We start from the raw sequence: 16,216 nt of genomic DNA, 5'->3' as shown, positions 1-16,216 counted from the left end.
AAGCCCATGTCCCTTTTTTTCATCAAGCGCCCGAATTTCGCATGGGTGGTAGCGCTGTTCATTTCCATGGCCGGCCTGCTGCTGATCCCTTTGCTACCCGTATCGCAGTACCCTGATGTGGCCCCTCCGCAGATCAGTATCTCCGCCACCTATCCGGGTGCCTCGGCCCAGGTGCTGTCCGATTCGGTGACCAGCGTCATCGAGGATGAGCTCAATGGCGCCAAGAACATGCTGTATTTCGAGTCCGGCAGTAACGCCAACGGTATCGCCGAGGTCACGGTGACCTTTGCACCGGGCACCAACCCTGAACTGGCGCAGGTCGATGTGCAGAACCGCCTGAAAAAAGCCGAAGCGCGGTTGCCCCAGGCGGTCTTGAACCTGGGTGTGCAAACCGAGCAGGCATCCTCGGGGTTCCTGCTCATTTATGCGCTGCGCTACAAGGATGGCGACGAGAACGCTGACACCACGGCCCTGGCCGACTACGCGGTCCGCAATATCAACCCGGAAATCCGCCGGCTGCCTGGCGTCGGCAAGCTGCAGTTCTTTGATTCGGAAGCCGCGATGCGGGTGTGGATCGACCCGCAGAAACTGATCGGGTTCGGCCTGTCGATCGATGATGTAAACAACGCCATTCGTAACCAGAACGTGCAGGTGCCGGCAGGGGCCTTCGGCAGCACGCCTGCTGACAATGGCCAGGAGTTGACCGCGACCCTGGCGGTGAAGGGCACGCTTACCACACCGGCGGAATTTGGCCGGATCGTGCTCAAATCGCAGCAGGACGGCTCCCAGGTCCTGCTCGGGCAGGTTGCCAGGATCGAAGTCGGCAAGCAGGACTACAACTTTACATCGCGCCTGAACGGCAAGCCTTCGGTGGCGGCTGCGGTGCAGCTGACCCCGGGCGCCAACGCCATTCGCACGGCCGAGGCGATCAAGAACCGTCTGGACGAACTTTCCGCATCGTTGCCCGAGGGCGTCGAAGTATCGGTGCCGTACGACACCTCGCGCTTCGTCGACGTTGCGATTTCCAAGGTGATCCACACCCTCATCGAGGCGATGGTGCTGGTGTTCATCGTGATGTTCCTGTTCCTGCAGAATGTCCGTTACACCCTGATTCCGGGGATCGTGGTACCGGTCTGCCTCGGCGGCACTCTGAGCGTCATGTACCTGCTGGGCTTTTCGGTCAACATGATGACGATGTTCGGCATGGTGCTGGCCATTGGTATCCTGGTGGACGATGCGATCGTGGTGGTCGAGAACGTCGAGCGGATCATGGCCGAGGAGGGCTTGTCGCCGGTCGATGCCACGATCAAGGCGATGGGCCAGGTGTCGGGCGCGATCATCGGGATCACGCTGGTGTTGTCGGCGGTGTTCCTGCCGCTGGCGTTCATGTCGGGCTCGGTGGGGGTCATCTACCAACAGTTCTCGGTATCGCTGGCTGTATCAATCCTGTTCTCCGGTTTTCTTGCCCTCACGTTTACGCCAGCGCTGTGCGCTACCTTGCTCAAGCCCGTGGAAAAGGGCCATCACGAGAAGAAAGGTTTCTTCGGCGGGTTCAACCGCGTGTTCGGCAAGCTGACCGCACGCTACACCGCGCTCAACCACAAGCTGGTCCCACGTGCCGGGCGGATGATGGTGCTCTATGTGGGTCTGGTGGTACTGCTCGGCGGTGGCTACATGCTGGTACCCGAATCATTCGTGCCAGCCGAAGACCAGGGCTACATGCTGGTGGACGTGCAACTGCCCCCCAACGCAACCCGTGCACGCACCTCGCAGGCAGCCGGGCAGCTCGAGCAGTTCCTGATGTCACGCGAGGCATCGGGCAGTACGTTCATGGTGCTGGGTTTCAGCTTCTCCGGCATGGGCGAAAATGCGGCCTTGGCTTTCCCGGTGCTCAAGGACTGGTCCGAGCGCAGCGCCGAGCAATCGGTGGATGCTGAAACGACTGCGGTCAACGAACGTTTCGCCAATCTTGACGACGGTGTCATCACTGCGATGCCGCCCCCACCAATTGAAGGCCTGGGCAACTCCGGCGGCTTCGCCCTGCGTTTGCAGGACCGCGGCGGTTTGGGCCGCGAGGGACTGTTGGCGGCGCGTGATCAGCTGTTAGCCAAAGCCAACGGCAATCCGCATTTCCTCTATGTAATGACTGAAGGCCTGGCGGAAGCACCGCAGCTGCGGCTGAACATCGACCGCGAAAAGGCGCGGGCGCTGGGTGTCGGCTTCGATGCCATCGATGCGGCGCTCTCGACCGCGTTCGGTTCCAATGTGCTGAACGATTTCTCCAACGCCGGCAGGCAGCAGCGAGTAGTCGTGCAGGCGGCGCAAAACGCACGCATGACTCCCGAGAGCGCCCTGGAACTGCGCGTGCCGAACGACAAGGGGCAACTGGTGCCGCTGGCATCGTTCGTTACTACCGAGTGGGAGCAAGGCCCTGTGCAGCTCTCGCGCTATAACGGCTACCCAGCGATCAAGATCACCGGGGATGCCATGTGGGGGGTGAGTTCCGGTGATGCGATGGCGGAAATGGAGCGCCTGATCGGCGAGTTGCCCGAGGGTATCGGCTATGAGTGGACCGGCCTTTCCTATCAAGAGCGGATCGCCAGCGGCCAGGCCCTGTCGCTGTTCGCCCTGGCAATCGTCGTGGTGTTCCTGCTGTTGGTGGCGCTGTACGAGAGCTGGGCAATTCCCTTCGCCGTGATGTTGATCGTGCCGGTCGGTGCGTTGGGAGCGGTGGCGGCAGTGCTGGTGGCTGGCCTGTCCAATGACGTGTATTTCAAGGTGGGTCTGATCACCATCATCGGCCTGGCGGCGAAGAACGCGATCCTGATCGTGGAGTTCGCCAAGGAACTCTGGGAGCAGGGGCACTCGCTGCGTGAGGCAGCGATCGAGGCTGCACGCATCCGCTTCCGCCCGATCGTCATGACGTCGATGGCGTTCATACTGGGCGTGATTCCGCTGGTTGTGGCCACCGGCGCTGGCGCTGCCAGCCAGCGTGCGATCGGTACGGGGGTGATTGGCGGCATGCTCAGTGCGACGCTGCTGGGGGTGATTTTCATCCCGATCTTCTTCGCCTGGGTGCTCAAGCTCCTGCGCCGTGAAACACCTCAAGCGCGGCCGGTGGATGCGCCCTCGGTCTGAGGTGCGCAATCCCCGTACATTCAAAGGAGGACAGTATGACCACTGACAACGCCGCTTCCCGTCAGGCGTCGCCCCTTCCAGTATTGCCTGCGCGTCAGCGCTGGCTGGTGCTGATGGCGGTGATGTTGGCGTTCACCCCAGTGGTCATCGACATGACCATCCTGCATGTGGCCATCCCGTCGCTGACCCTGGCGCTGGATGCGACCAGCATCGAGGTGCTGTGGATCATCGACATCTACCCGCTGCTGATGGCGGGGATACTGGTACCGATGGGCACGCTTGCCGATCGCCTCGGTAACCGCCGCGTCCTGCTCATCGGCCTTACGGTGTTTGGCATAGCTTCGTTGTGTGCGGCCCTGGCGCCAAGCGCCGCGCTGTTGATCGGCGCACGGATCCTGCTTGCGCTGGGCGGATCGATGATCATGCCTAGCGCGCTCGGGATCATCCGGCGTACCTTCGAAGACCCGCAGGAACGCGCTACTGCACTGGGTATCTGGGGTACGGTCGGTGCCGCCGGCGCGGCAGTCGGCCCGCTGATAGGGGGGGCGCTGCTGGAGCACTACTGGTGGGGGGCGGTGTTTCTGATCAACGTTCCGCTGATGATCCTGATCATCCCGGTGGTGTGGCACCTGTTGCCACGTCATGAAATGCGGGTGACAGGCAATTGGAACATTGGCCAGGCTGCACTGTTGATCGTCGGCATGGTCAGTGTCGTCTACAGCATCAAGGCGCTGCTCGGCGTTACGGTGGGGGTGTACCAGGCGCTCGCTGTGGGTGCTGTAGGGCTGTTGCTGCTCGGTGGGTTCGCGCGGTTGCAGACCCGGGCCAGGCTACCGATGCTCGACCTCGGCCTGTTTCGCGAGCCTGCCATCTGTGCAGGCATGCTCATGGCCTTGATGGTCACCGGCGCGCTGGCGGGCGTGGAACTGACGTTGGCCATGGAGATGCAATACGTGCTCGAGCGCACGCCGCTGCAGGCGGGCATCTTCATGCTGCCGATCATGGTCGCTGCGGCAGTGGGCGGGCCGGTCGCGGGGATGCTGTCGAATCGATTCGGGCTGTGCGCGGTTTCCAGCCTGTCGCTTGCCATTTCGGCGGGCGCGCTGGCCTACCTGGCTTATCAAGGGCTCGATGCAAGCTTGCTCACGGCCATGGTCATGGCCTCGCTGGGGCTGGCCCTGAGCATTGGCTTGACGGCTTCCTCCATCGCCATTTTGGGGGCAGTGGACGCAAGCAAAGGCGCCGCCGCCGGTTCGCTCGAAGCCACCGCCTACGAACTCGGCACGGGCTTGGGCATCACCTTGTTCGGTGCCTTCATGGCGAGTGTGTTCAGTCGGTATCTGCAAGCGCCCAGCCAATTGCACGGCGAGTTGCTGGAGAAGGCGTCGCGCTCGATCGGTGACAGCATGGTGGTCGCCAAGCAGCTGAGCCCGGCCGATGCCACCGCATTGGTCGACGCTGCGAAGGCCGCTTTCCTGCAGACTCATTCGGTATTACTCGGCGTCTGCGCGGGCCTGCTGGGTGGGCTGGCACTGATGGTTTTCGGGATGTTGCGGAACACGCACCGCCCTTAAAGAGCACTGCTGTCAAGTCAAGCCCGAAGGCCGAACAGCAACTCGACACAGGCGCCTCCGAGTGACGATGGGCGCATCCCTATCGAGCCGCCTTGGCATTCGACGAGCGTCTTGCAGATGGCCAGACCGAGGCCGTGGCGCCCTGTGTCACGGTGGCGGCTGGAGTCGCTACGCGACAGCGGTAGCAACATTTCTGTCCATTGATCGACGGGTATTCCAGGCCCGTCGTCTTCTACCCTGATCGACACCGAGTGCGGGTTCAGGCTTGCCACGCTGAGCAGTACCCGACTGTTGCAGTGGCGATTGGCATTGCTGATAAGTCGCATGATGGCTTCCGAGGTCAGTTCAGGGTCGAAGCGGCAGTCGTTGGCAGATAACTGAACCGAACTGGAGAGAAAAACCGCTTGCGCAGTGTCTTCGGCCAGGGCCTGGGCGACGACTTCATCGACATAGGCGCTGACATAGGCGGGGTCGAAAGCGGCTGTCAGGGTAGCGACCGGTAGACTGTCCAGCTTGCTCATATCCTGGAGCAAAGCGTCAAAATCCTGCAGTGTCTGACGAGCCTGTCCTATATGGTGTAACGCCGGAGCTTGCGCAGAGTCCTGGGCCAGTGATTCGAGGAGGCATCGAATCAACCCGACCTTGTCTTTCACTGCAAGTGCAAAGCTGCTGAGTAACGAGATTGTCGTGCAATTCGAATCCGTCTTCGAGCTGCCTGTATACGGACCCACGCCGCGCTGGGCTATGCGGCGGAACGTGAGCAAGGGCAAGGCCAGCAGAAGGCCGATCAGCCAGGGGTTCCCCCACACAAGCGCAATGGGTACTGACGGTAGCTCGCTGCTCAATACGAGCACACGACCATCGGGCCTTGGCAGGAATACTAAAAGTGTTCCCGAGAACAGGGAACTGCGCGCTACTGGGTTGCCGGAACGGATTTGCACCTGCTCGGCGGCTGTCAACGGCGCATCGAACCAGTGAAGCAGCTGCACCCGTTGCGCAGAGAGCATCGCCCGCAGATCTTCGATAGCGGCATTCGGTTGTTGCCAGTGGAGTTCCAGGTGCCGCTCTGCAAGGGCCGCTGTCAACAGCATCGCCCGTGTGCGCGCAGTATGCTCGGCATGGCTCATGAGCGCGCACAAACAGACGATACTGAGTGTCACGACTATCAACGCTATACGAGAATAGAGAGGATGAGAGTGCTCAGTCATCGCCACGTTGCTCGATAAGGAGTGTATTTCTGATATCGGAAATACGATTCTACGTTGCGATGGCGCTGCTCTCCTGTATGTTTAACACTTGTTCACAAGTTGACCACATCCGTTTACAACCCACGCTGCGCCGGTTCGACCGGCGCAGCGTGGTCGCTTCAACGTTGCGCTGATTAGTCTGCAGTACTCTGCAGGTGATCCTCAGACAGCGCCGAGGCTTTTGCCCGACTGCGGGCTCGGATGTTCAGTGCCTCGACCGCCAATGAAAACGCCATTGCGAAGTACACATAGCCCTTGGGAACGTGCACGTCGAACGCCTCGGCGATCAGTACGGTGCCGACCACCGTGAGGAAGGCCAGGGCGAGCATCTTCAGGCTCGGGTGGCGTTCGATGAACGCGCTGATTGTGCCGGCGGCGAGCATCATGATCAACACCGCGACGATAATGGCCGCGACCATTACCGGAACATGTGACACCATGCCGACCGCTGTGATGACAGAGTCCAGCGAGAAGACGATGTCGATGATGGCGATCTGAATGATCGTAGCGACGAAGCCCCGCCCTTGGCCGTCGCCTGTATGCCCCTGCTCGTCCTCACCTTCGAGGCTCTGGAACATCTCGGTACAGCTCTTGTATAGCAGGAACAAGCCACCGAAGAACAGAATCAGATCCCTTCCGGAGATGCCCTGGCCGGCCAGGTTGAACAGATCTCGTGTAAGGCTCATGATCCAGGTGATCGACAAGAGCAGCATGATCCGCGTGACCATCGCCAGCGCAAGGCCGAAGAAGCGGGTACGTGCGCGCATGTGCGGCGGCATGCGCCCGACCAGAATCGCGATCATGATGATGTTGTCGATGCCCAGCACGATTTCCAGCGCGGTGAGGGTGAAAAAGGCGACCCAGATCTCTGGGCTGGTGAGCCATTCCATGTTTGCAGTCCTGTTTATATGAATGCGCCCCGCAGGGCGCTTGGTTGAAGCAGTGGTCAGAAGATGTAGTCGGTGGTCAGGAAGCTCGATTCACGCTTCTGGATGATGTCGCTGATCAAGGCTTTGTTCGCGGCCTGGTATTTGCTAGCCACCAATGTGCGGATCGAGAACACGCGAAGTGCGTCATGCACCGACAAGGTGCCTTCTGCACTGTTCTTGCGGCCGTTGAATGGGAACGTATCCGGGCCGCGCTGGCACTGGGTATTGATGTTGATGCGCCCGACCTGGTTGGCGAAAGCATCTACAAGTCGCCCGACCTCGGCGCTATTGCTACCGAAGATACTGGCTTGCTGGCCGTAGTCGGAGTCGAGTACGTAGTCGATCACAGTCTGCAGATCGCGATAGGGTACCACCGGGACCACCGGGCCGAACTGCTCTTCATGGTACACACGCATGTCGGCGCTGACCGGATAAAGCACAGCTGGGTAGAAGAACGAACCACGGACCTGCCCGCCGCCGGCGTTGATCACCGTTGCACCCTTGGCCTTCGCGTCAGCCACCAGGCTTGCCAGGTAGTCAGTCTTGCCAGGTTCCGGCAGCGGTGTCAGCGCTACCCCCGGTTCCCACGGCATGCCCGGCTTGAGCGCGGCCAGGCGCTGGTTGAACTTGTCGAGAAATGCCTCGGCGATATCCTCATGCACGAACAGGATTTTCAATGCGGTGCAACGCTGGCCGTTGAACGATAGCGCCCCGGTAATGGCCTCGCTGACGGCGTTGTCCAGATCGACCTGAGGCAGCACCACGCCGGGGTTCTTGGCATCCAGGCCTAGCGCCGCGCGCAGCCGATGGGGACGGGGGTGCAGTTTCTTCAGGTCACTGGCAGCCTTGTGCGTACCGATGAACGCGAACACATCCACCTTGCCGCTGGCCATCAGCGCGCTGATGGTCTCGCGGCCGCTACCGTAGATCACGTTTATGACGCCGGCCGGGAAGCTGTCGCGGAACGCCTGGAGCAGAGGGCGGATCAACAGCACACCGAACTTCGCCGGTTTGAACACTACGGTGTTGCCCATGATCAGCGCCGGGATCAAGGTGGTGAAGGTTTCATTGAGTGGGTAGTTGTACGGCCCCATGCACAGCGTCACACCCAGCGGCACGCGGCGGATCTGGCCCAAGGTACCTTGCTCGAGCTCGAAGCGACTGGAGCGGCGATCAAGCTCTTTGAGGGCATTGATGGTATCGACGATGTAATCACAGGTCCGGTCGAATTCCTTCTGCGAATCCTGCAGGTTCTTGCCGATCTCCCACATCAGCAACTTGACCACCTCCTCGCGCTGTTCGCGCATGCGCGTAAGGAAAGTTTCCACATGGCGGATACGTTCGGCAACGCGCATGGTTGGCCAATTGCCCTGACCGTTGTCGTAGGCCCGCACCGCCGCCTCCAGCGCGGTGAGTGCGGCCTCGGCATCGAGCAGCGGGGCACTGCCCAGCAGCACGGCTTGATCGGCCCCATCGCCGGCTAGCTGCACGGGGCTGCGCACGGTGGCGACTGGCCCTTGCCACTGCCGCAATTGGCCACCCACCAGATAATCGCGTTGCTCGATGGGCGCCCCGAGCCGGTAGGCCTCGGGAATCTGGTCGGCGTGGGGGAACAGTGAATCGAGACGGGAGTCGGTACTCATGCGGGGTCCTTGTTGTAGATGTTGTCTGCGGAGACGGGTAGGGCGCCAGTGTCGGCAGCCTGGCAGATGGCGCTAAAGCAGGCGGCATCGAGCGAGGCACCGCCGATCAGCCCGCCATCGATATCGTGCTGGGCGAACAGCTCGGCGGCATTCGTCGCATTGACACTGCCGCCGTAAAGCAGCGCGATGCGTGACGCGAGCGCTGGGGCGTGGGCGGCAAGCAGCTGGCGGATGTGCAGATGTGCCTGCTGGGCCTGTTCAGGGCTGGCGCTGGCACCGGTACCAATCGCCCAGACCGGCTCGTAGGCAATCACACCCTTGGCCAGTTGCTCGATCCCCACCTGGTCGAGTACGGCCTTGAGTTGCGAGCCGACCACGGCGTTGGTGTTGCCTGCGCGGCGCTGATGAATCGACTCGCCGAGGCACAGCACCGGGGTCAGCCCGGCGGCCAGCGCGGCCTCGAACTTCATCGCCACCTGTGCGTCGGTTTCCCCGAACAGGCTGCGCCGTTCCGAATGGCCAACCAGCACATACCTGCAGCCGAGGTCCGCGAGCATCTGCCCGCTTACCTCGCCGGTATAGGCGCCTTGCGCTCGCTCGCTGAGGTTCTGCGCACCGATCGCCACGGCGGTATCTGCCAGCAGCTCGCTCACCTGTGCCAGGTACGGAGTGGGCGGGCAGATCGCCACTTGTACCGAATCGAGCCTTTCCAGCGTGGGTAGCAGTCCTCCGATCAGCCTGGCATTGGCGGCCTGGTGGCCGTGCATTTTCCAGTTGGCGATCACCAGCTTGTTGTTCATCGCTTGCTCCTGAGTTTCAGCGCACCACATCGTCGACCTGGACAACGCGTAGCGTGTTGGTTCCGCCCTGGTCGTGGGCGTGATCGCCGCGGGTGATCAGTAAGTAGTCTCCGTGGCTCACCACGCGGCGCTCCAGCAGCGCTGCAACTACGCGACGGCTCAGCTCTTCGAGGGACATCTGTTCGGTGTTGAACGGCAGGGGCTGCACGCCACGAAACAGCGCGACGCGATGCTGGGTGCGGCTGTTGCCGGAGCAGGCATAGATCGGCAGGTGCGAGCGGATGCGCGACATCAGCCGCGGCGTATCACCACTCTCGGTCAGGCTGATGATGGCCTTGACCCCATGCAGGTGATTGGCGGCATACATCGCCGACAGAGCGATGGTCTCGTCGATGCGCTGGAACACTTCGTCCATGCGGTGGCGTGAGCGCTGTGCCTGTGGGTGGCGCTCGGCGCCATTGATCACCCGGACCATGGCTTGCACGGTCTGCACGGGGTAGGCGCCGGTCGCCGTCTCGGCCGAAAGCATCACCGCATCGGTGCCGTCGAGCACGGCATTGGCGACATCGAATACCTCGGCGCGGGTGGGTAGCGACTGGGTGATCATCGACTCCATCATCTGGGTAGCAGTGATCACCACGCGGTTGAGCGCACGGGCGCGGTCGATGATCAGTTTCTGCACCGCGACCAGCTCGGCATCGCCAATTTCCACACCCAGGTCGCCACGCGCCACCATCACGCCTTCGGACGCCTCGATGATGCCGTCGAGCACGGCACGGTCGACGACTGTCTCGGCTCGTTCGATCTTGGCGATCAGCCCAGCGTCGCCACCGGCCTGTTGCAGCAATTGCCTGGCCAGTTGCATGTCCGCCGCGTCGCGCGGGAAGGACACCGCCAGGTAGTCGACCTGCATGGCGGCTGCGGTGCGGATGTCTTCGCGGTCCTTGTCGGTCAGCGCACTCGCCGAAAGCCCGCCCCCTTTGCGGTTGATGCCCTTGTTGTTGGACAACGGGCCGCCGCAGAGCACTTCGCAAATCAGGCGCGTCGGTTCTACCTGGAGCACCTGCAGTTCTACCCGGCCATCATCGAGCAGCAGCACATCGTCCGGGCGGCTATCGATGATCAGTGCCTCGTAGTCGATGCCCACGGCGTCAGCGTTGCCGCTGTGCTTGTCGAGGGCGGCATCGAGCACGAAGCGCTGCCCCTTGGCGAGCTGGACCTTGCCTTCGGCGAAGCGTGCGATGCGAATCTTCGGTCCCTGCAGGTCGGCCAGAATCGCGACGAAGCGGCCCTGCTTGCGTGCCGCTTCCCTCACCAGCTCGGCGCGCGCCTGGTGCTCGCTGGCCGAGCCATGGGAGAAGTTCAGGCGCACGACATCGACACCTGCGCGGATCAGTTCTTCGATGGCCTCGGGCGATTCGGTCGCAGGGCCGAGCGTGGCAACTATTTTTGTTCTTCGTTGCATAAACGGTTCCTTGGGAGGTGCGGGTTATCCCGGGGTGCTTTGGCTGTTGAGTCACTTAAGTCCAAGGCTTTCCAAACGGGCAACGCTTCTTGTTAGCTAGATAGTTCATCATCACTGCGTTTTGTGAGTGTCGCAGTGTAGAACTGCTCAATTCAGATTGGCATATTGACACGCAAAAATGCAATGCTATTTTGCGCTCTGCACGCGCGGCCCAGGCCGCGCTGCAACCCAGGAAGGGGCCTTCGCGGCTCGCTCCGCCCCGCGCTATCGCTGTTTAGATCCACAACAACAAAGCCCAGGCGAGTTGCTCGCCGGCACTAACTTCTAAACCAGGAACTCACCATGCATTTTGCGCTACCCGGTATCACCCTATTGACCCTGAGCCTGTCCAGCATGCTCGCTGTTGGCTCCGAACAAGCCGAGTCCAGTGGTTTCGTCGAGGACAGTAGCCTGCGTCTGCTCAACCGCAACTTCTACTTCAACCGTGATTTTCGCGATGCCGAAGCGGGCGAGCAGAGCTACCGCGAAGAGTGGGCCCATGGCCTGATGGCCTTCTACCAGTCCGGCTTTACCCAAGGCACGCTGGGCTTCGGCATCGACGCGCACGGCTTGCTCGGTTTGAAGCTCGATAGCGGGCGCGGGCGCTCCGGCGCCGACCTGTTGCCGGTCGACGGCGACGGCCGGCCCGAAGACAGCTATTCAAGCGCCGGTGCTGCGGTAAAGGTGCGCTTTTCCAATACCGAGCTGCGCTACGGCGACATGCGCACCGACATACCGGTGTTCGCCACCGGCGACTCGCGGCTGCTGCCTGAAACCGCCACAGGGGTGCTGCTGACCAGCCGCGAGATCCAGGACCTGGAGCTGAACGCCGGTCACTTTACCGCTTACAAACTGCGTGATTCGAGCAACCACGACCAGGACCTCTACCTCAACTACGGAGAGAACGCCCTCGGGCGATCCATCGATTTCATCGGCGGCGCCTACGCATTGAGCGAGGGCTTGAATGCCAGCTTGTATGCCGCGGATTTCGACGACACCTGGCGCCAGTACTACGGGAATGTGCTGTATGCCTTGCCGCTCAGCGATACCCAGGCGCTGGACTTCGATTTCAACCTGTATCGCACCCTGGACACGGGCAAGGCGTTGCAGGGTGATATCGACAATACCACCTACAGTTTTTCGGTCGGCTATTCCTTCGGGGCGCACAAACTGACCGCGGCCTACCAGAAGGTGCACGGCGATACGCCGTTCGATTACGTAGGTGGCGACTCGATCTTCCTCGCCAACTCGGTGAACTTCTCCGACTTCAATGGCGCCAACGAACGCTCCGTGCAATTGCGCTACGACCTGGACATGGCCAGCTACGGAATCCCCGGGCTCAAGTTTTCGGTGCGCTACGTCAAGGGTGACGACATCGATGGCAGCAAGGCCGATCCGCAGGGCGGCTATGCCGGCTTGCAGGGCGACGGCGGCAGGCATTGGGAGCGCAACCTGGACCTGCGCTACGTGGTGCAGGACGGGGCGGCAAAGGACCTGTCGTTGCGCCTGCGGCATGCTACGCACCGTGCCAACCAGGCCCAGGGTGAAGCCGATATCGACGAAGTACGCCTGATCGTCGAGTACCCACTCGACGTGTTCTGACCCGCACCTGCCCTGGGGTGGCCAGGGCAGGTGCTCCCAACCCAGCGTTACATCAGCACGAGCATGCGTCATGAAACTTAGATCGTTTGGTATCGGCCCGCGCGCAGTCGCCGGGTTTCTCTGCATCGCCCTGCTGAGCATCGGCCTGGGACTGTTCGCGATCCAGCAACTCAACCAGGTTCAGTCGCAGGCCATGGACATAAAGGACAACTGGCTGCAGCGCGTACGTGCGCTGGGCACCGCCAACGCGGCTTTGAATCGCTACCGGATGGGCTCGATGCAGCACATCCTGTCGACTTCCGAGGAGGAAATGACCACCTATGAAACGCGCACTGCGGGGCGCTTGCTGCAGGTGCGCGAGCAGATGGGCCGGTATGCGCAGCTATTGCAGACGGCGCAGGAACGTGAGGGGTTCGATGTCTTCATTGCCAGCCTGGACCGCTACGCCGAGCGCCATCAGGCACTGCTGGCGGTCTCGCGGGCCGGTGACAAGCTTGCAGCGCGTGCCTACCTGATGTCGGTTCGAGATGCGTACGACCAGCTTACTCGCAATTTCGAAGCGCTGATCGAACAGGCTGACCAGGGCGCTGCTGTGGCCAGTCAGCGTTCGGAGAAAGCCTACCAGGATGCCTTGTCGGGCTTGCAGCCGGGCTGCTGGTCGTGTTCCTCGGCACCCTGCTGATCGCCGGGGTGCTGACCCGCAGCATCGTCGCGCCGTTACGCACTGCGGTGCGGGTCGCCGAGACCATTGCGGCAGGAGACCTGAGCCAGCCAGTGGAGACGGGCGGACGCGACGAGCCGGCCCGGTTGATGGACGCGCTGGCGCAGATGCAAGACAACCTGTTGACGGCATTGCGCCAGATAGAAGGTGCCTCTGCCCAGCTGGCCGCTGCGGCAGAAGAGCTCAACGCGGTCACCGATGAAGGGCGTCGCGATCTGCATGCCCAACATGCCGAGATTGAACAAGCGTCCTTGACCGTAAGCCAGATGAACAGTACTACCCAGGATGTCGCGCAAAACGCCTTGTACGCGGCTTCGCTGTCCCAGGAAGCCTGCGCGGTGGCGGCGCTCGGGCGGCAGAAAATGGATGACGCGCTGGTCTCGTTGGCTGCGTTGATCGACGAGGTGGTTGGCAGTGCCCGGCAGGTTGGCGAGCTGGCCACGGCATCGCAGGGCATCGGCAAGGTGCTGGTGGTGATCAGGTCAATCGCCGAGCAGACCAATCTGCTGGCGCTCAACGCTGCGATCGAGGCAGCCCGAGCGGGCGAGCCCGGCAGAGGCTTCGCCGTGGTCGCCGACGAGGTGCGAGGGCTGGCCCATCGGACCGCGCAATCTACCCAGGAGATCGAAGCCATGATCGGCGCCATGCAGCAGGACACCGGGCAGGCGGTGCAGGCGATGCACGCGTGCAGCGGCCGCACCCAGCAGACGCAGGCGTTGGCCCAGGCAGCCAGCAGCGCTCTGGGCGAGTTGCACAACCGCAATGAAGCCATCAGCCGCCGAAACGAGACCATTACCGCTGCCGCTGACGAGCAGGCCGATGTGGCCCGCAGGACCGACTGCAGCCTGGGGGCGATCCGTGATCTGTCGATCCAGAGCGCAGCGGGGGCGACCCAGACCGTTGCAGCCAGCCAGGCGCTGGCCAACCTGGCGCTCGAATTGAACGGCATGCTTCGCCAGTTCCGCACCGAGCGCCCCTGAACGCGGCGCGCAACGGGCCGTCTAGCGTATACTGCGAGGCGACCCCGCAATCCCGCAGATCAACATCCGTCAATGGTTCAAGCAGATGGCATCGAGCACCCTGGTCCAGAGAATCGTTTCTGAACTCCGGCAAAAGATTCAACTGGGCGAGTTGGCCCCTGGTGCGCACTTGAGCGCGCAGAAGGTGGCCGATAGCTTCCAGGTCTCGCGTTCACCCGCGCGCGAGGCGTTGACCAGCCTTGCCGAACAGGCGTTGCTCGAACAGATCCCCAATCGAGGCTTCTTTGTGCTGGCGATGCCGGACGAGCCTGCCCTGCGCAGCGACGAGGTGACCGCCGATGAAGAGCCGCTGGAGTATTATCAGCTGTCCGAGGACTGGCTGAACGACGCCATTCCCGCCGAAGTGACGGAAAAGTACCTGCGCGAGCGCTATGCGCTCACCAAGTTCCAGGTCATCGACATCCTCAACCGCGCCGCCAAGGTGGGCTGGGCCGAGCCCAAGCCAGGCTACGGCTGGCGCTTCCTGGACGTGGCGAAGACCCCCGAGACGCTCGAGCAGATCTATCGGGTCAGGTCGCTGATCGAGCCTGCTGCGCTGCTTGAGACGACGTTCAACTGCGACCGTGAAGTGCTGCGCCGCCTGAAGAAGGAGCAGGCCGACCTGCTCGCCGGCGGTATCGACACGCTGCCGGCCGACCGCCTGCTCAAGTCGGGCATTCGTTTTCACGAAGAGCTGATCAAGCTTTCGGGCAACCCGTTGTACCTGATGATTCTGCGTCAGCTCAACAACATGCGGCGGCTGATCGAGTACCGCTCGATGATCGACCGCAAGCGTCAGTACACCCAGTGTGCCGAGCACTTGCGCATGGTCGAGCTGGTGGAGGAGGGCGACAACCTGGAGGCTGCGCACCTGATGAAGCGGCACCTGAGCGGTTCGCTGGCGCGCAAGTCGCCAATCCTGCAACTCAGGCGTGCCCCCGACACCAAGCCTGAGCGCACCCTCGAGTTGTGACAGGGGCTAGTCGCCGCCCCGGCCTTGGCCGATCCGGCGCTGCCAGTACCTGAGCAGCGGTTCTGCACAAAGCATGACCACCACCAGGCGCATGATCTGCATCGCCGTCACCATGCCGGCCCCGAGGTCGAGCGCCTCGGCGGTGAGGTACATCTCGGTGGTGCTGCCGGGCATCATGCCCAACGCCACCGACAGCGCCGGCAGGCCGGCAAGCCCGGCGAAGAGCCAGGCGAACAGGCAGGTGCAGGCGATCATCGACAGGGTAAATACCACCACTCTGGCAAGGTAGGCAGGCGAGCGGCGGAAAAAGCCGCGGTCGAAGAAGCTGCCCAGTGCGCAACCGATCATCAGCTGGCCGTAATGGCTCAATTGGGTCGGCAAGGCCATGTGCAGATCGAACACTGCGGTGATGGTGGCGCACAGTGCCATAGGGCCGAACATCCACGGGTTGGGGAGCCCGACCCGCTTCCATAGCAGGGCGACCAGCACACCACCGGCAAGCATCGGGGCCAGCCAGCGCCAGTCGGCCGCCAGGTGCGCCGGCGCTACACCGGGCTGCATGTGCATGAGCAGGAACATTCCCGGCGGAACGCTGAGTACGATGAGTACCAGGCGTACGCTGTGCGCGGCCGCGATCTGGCTGACATTGGCCTGGTAGCGCATGCCCAGCTGAATCATCTCGGCGAAGTTGGCGGGCATGAAAGCCAGGTAGGCGGTGGTCAGGTCCATGCCCTGGCGGCGCATGATGGCGATGCCGCCCAGCGCCAGCAGCAGCGTCAGCAAGGCTGCGGCGAGCATCAACGCGAAGTGGCCGGCTATCTCCTGGAGCACCGCCTGGGTGAAGTGCAGTCCGATGGAAGTCGCGATCAGCCATTGGCCGGACTTGCGGCCGTTGGGTATTTCCGCGATGGTCCAGCCGCAACAGCGTACGACGATCACCGCGAGCATCGAGCCGATGATCCACGGCAGTGGCCAGTTTGCGGCGCTGGCCAGCAAGGCGCCCATCACGCCCACCAGCGGGGTCGCCCACCAGGTTTTGAAGGTGCTGAACATCAGGAATCCTTGC

General features: G+C 62.4%; 12 protein-coding genes. 6 read left to right on the top strand and 6 right to left on the bottom strand.

What is annotated here, in order from left to right:
* Window positions 1-6: 6 nt before the first annotated feature.
* Together N5D53_RS02800 and N5D53_RS02795 are read left to right on the top strand one after the other, a co-directional pair.
* Window positions 7-3,138: an efflux RND transporter permease subunit gene (locus tag N5D53_RS02800; protein ID WP_279839770.1), complete on the top strand. Its 3,132-nt coding sequence runs from the start codon at window positions 7-9 to the stop codon at window positions 3,136-3,138.
* Between the two features lie 35 nt (window positions 3,139-3,173).
* A complete protein-coding gene (locus N5D53_RS02795; RefSeq protein ID WP_279839768.1) occupies window positions 3,174-4,712 on the top strand; it encodes an MFS transporter in 1,539 nt (512 codons plus the stop codon).
* Between the two features lie 17 nt (window positions 4,713-4,729).
* Here N5D53_RS02795 and N5D53_RS02790 read toward each other — a convergent pair whose 3' ends face one another.
* The 5 genes from N5D53_RS02790 to pyk form a co-directional block, all read right to left on the bottom strand.
* On the bottom strand, window positions 4,730-5,839 hold the full coding sequence (locus N5D53_RS02790; protein WP_279839766.1) for an ATP-binding protein: 1,110 nt from the start codon (window positions 5,837-5,839) through the stop codon (window positions 4,730-4,732).
* A gap of 254 nt (window positions 5,840-6,093) precedes the next feature.
* The gene (locus N5D53_RS02785; RefSeq protein WP_279839764.1) at window positions 6,094-6,849 is read right to left on the bottom strand and encodes a TerC family protein; all 756 of its coding nucleotides are present in this window, start codon (window positions 6,847-6,849) and stop codon (window positions 6,094-6,096) included.
* 56 nt (window positions 6,850-6,905) lie between these two features.
* Window positions 6,906-8,531 (bottom strand): NADP-dependent glyceraldehyde-3-phosphate dehydrogenase, encoded by a 1,626-nt coding sequence (locus N5D53_RS02780; protein ID WP_279839763.1) that lies wholly within the window; start codon window positions 8,529-8,531, stop codon window positions 6,906-6,908.
* The gene (tpiA, locus tag N5D53_RS02775; RefSeq protein WP_279839761.1) at window positions 8,528-9,331 is read right to left on the bottom strand and encodes a triose-phosphate isomerase; all 804 of its coding nucleotides are present in this window, start codon (window positions 9,329-9,331) and stop codon (window positions 8,528-8,530) included. The genes N5D53_RS02780 and tpiA overlap by 4 nt, the downstream gene beginning before the upstream one ends.
* Window positions 9,332-9,347: 16 nt before the next feature.
* Window positions 9,348-10,796, bottom strand: coding sequence for a pyruvate kinase (gene pyk / locus N5D53_RS02770; RefSeq protein WP_279839759.1), 1,449 nt, complete (start codon window positions 10,794-10,796; stop codon window positions 9,348-9,350).
* Between the two features lie 342 nt (window positions 10,797-11,138).
* On the opposite strand from pyk, the gene N5D53_RS02765 reads away from it, so the two are divergent.
* The 4 genes from N5D53_RS02765 (at window position 11,139) to N5D53_RS02750 (ending at window position 15,150) form a co-directional block, all read left to right on the top strand.
* The gene (locus N5D53_RS02765; RefSeq protein ID WP_279839757.1) at window positions 11,139-12,437 is read left to right on the top strand and encodes an OprD family porin; all 1,299 of its coding nucleotides are present in this window, start codon (window positions 11,139-11,141) and stop codon (window positions 12,435-12,437) included.
* Between the two features lie 70 nt (window positions 12,438-12,507).
* Window positions 12,508-13,119, top strand: a complete 612-nt coding sequence (locus N5D53_RS02760; RefSeq protein WP_279839756.1) for an MCP four helix bundle domain-containing protein — start codon at window positions 12,508-12,510, stop codon at window positions 13,117-13,119.
* Window positions 13,098-14,138: a methyl-accepting chemotaxis protein gene (locus N5D53_RS02755; protein WP_279839755.1), complete on the top strand. Its 1,041-nt coding sequence runs from the start codon at window positions 13,098-13,100 to the stop codon at window positions 14,136-14,138. Before N5D53_RS02760 ends, N5D53_RS02755 begins: the two co-directional genes overlap by 22 nt.
* Window positions 14,139-14,223: 85 nt before the next feature.
* A complete protein-coding gene (locus N5D53_RS02750; RefSeq protein ID WP_279839754.1) occupies window positions 14,224-15,150 on the top strand; it encodes a GntR family transcriptional regulator in 927 nt (308 codons plus the stop codon).
* Window positions 15,151-15,156: 6 nt separating this feature from the next.
* Here the strand turns inward: N5D53_RS02750 and N5D53_RS02745 are convergent, their stop codons facing one another.
* Window positions 15,157-16,203 (bottom strand): AbrB family transcriptional regulator, encoded by a 1,047-nt coding sequence (locus tag N5D53_RS02745; protein ID WP_279839752.1) that lies wholly within the window; start codon window positions 16,201-16,203, stop codon window positions 15,157-15,159.
* Window positions 16,204-16,216 lie beyond the last annotated feature (13 nt).

The organism is Pseudomonas sp. GD03862 (assembly GCF_029840855.1).
Lineage (GTDB): Bacteria > Pseudomonadota > Gammaproteobacteria > Pseudomonadales > Pseudomonadaceae > Aquipseudomonas > Aquipseudomonas alloputida.
Note: the sequence above shows the minus strand (reverse complement) of the source record. Positions and strands in the feature narration are given on the sequence as shown.

What these genes read in the sequence shown, in the direction of transcription:
- N5D53_RS02800 (WP_279839770.1), top strand. Translation starts at nt 7, where the DNA reads ATGTCCCTTTTTTTCATCAAGCGCCCGAATTTCGCATGGGTGGTAGCG.
- N5D53_RS02795 (WP_279839768.1), top strand. Translation starts at nt 3,174, where the DNA reads ATGACCACTGACAACGCCGCTTCCCGTCAGGCGTCGCCCCTTCCAGTA.
- N5D53_RS02790 (WP_279839766.1), bottom strand. Translation starts at nt 5,839, where the DNA reads ATGAGCCATGCCGAGCATACTGCGCGCACACGGGCGATGCTGTTGACA.
- N5D53_RS02785 (WP_279839764.1), bottom strand. Translation starts at nt 6,849, where the DNA reads ATGGAATGGCTCACCAGCCCAGAGATCTGGGTCGCCTTTTTCACCCTC.
- N5D53_RS02780 (WP_279839763.1), bottom strand. Translation starts at nt 8,531, where the DNA reads ATGAGTACCGACTCCCGTCTCGATTCACTGTTCCCCCACGCCGACCAG.
- tpiA (WP_279839761.1), bottom strand. Translation starts at nt 9,331, where the DNA reads ATGAACAACAAGCTGGTGATCGCCAACTGGAAAATGCACGGCCACCAG.
- pyk (WP_279839759.1), bottom strand. Translation starts at nt 10,796, where the DNA reads ATGCAACGAAGAACAAAAATAGTTGCCACGCTCGGCCCTGCGACCGAA.
- N5D53_RS02765 (WP_279839757.1), top strand. Translation starts at nt 11,139, where the DNA reads ATGCATTTTGCGCTACCCGGTATCACCCTATTGACCCTGAGCCTGTCC.
- N5D53_RS02760 (WP_279839756.1), top strand. Translation starts at nt 12,508, where the DNA reads ATGAAACTTAGATCGTTTGGTATCGGCCCGCGCGCAGTCGCCGGGTTT.
- N5D53_RS02750 (WP_279839754.1), top strand. Translation starts at nt 14,224, where the DNA reads ATGGCATCGAGCACCCTGGTCCAGAGAATCGTTTCTGAACTCCGGCAA.
- N5D53_RS02745 (WP_279839752.1), bottom strand. Translation starts at nt 16,203, where the DNA reads ATGTTCAGCACCTTCAAAACCTGGTGGGCGACCCCGCTGGTGGGCGTG.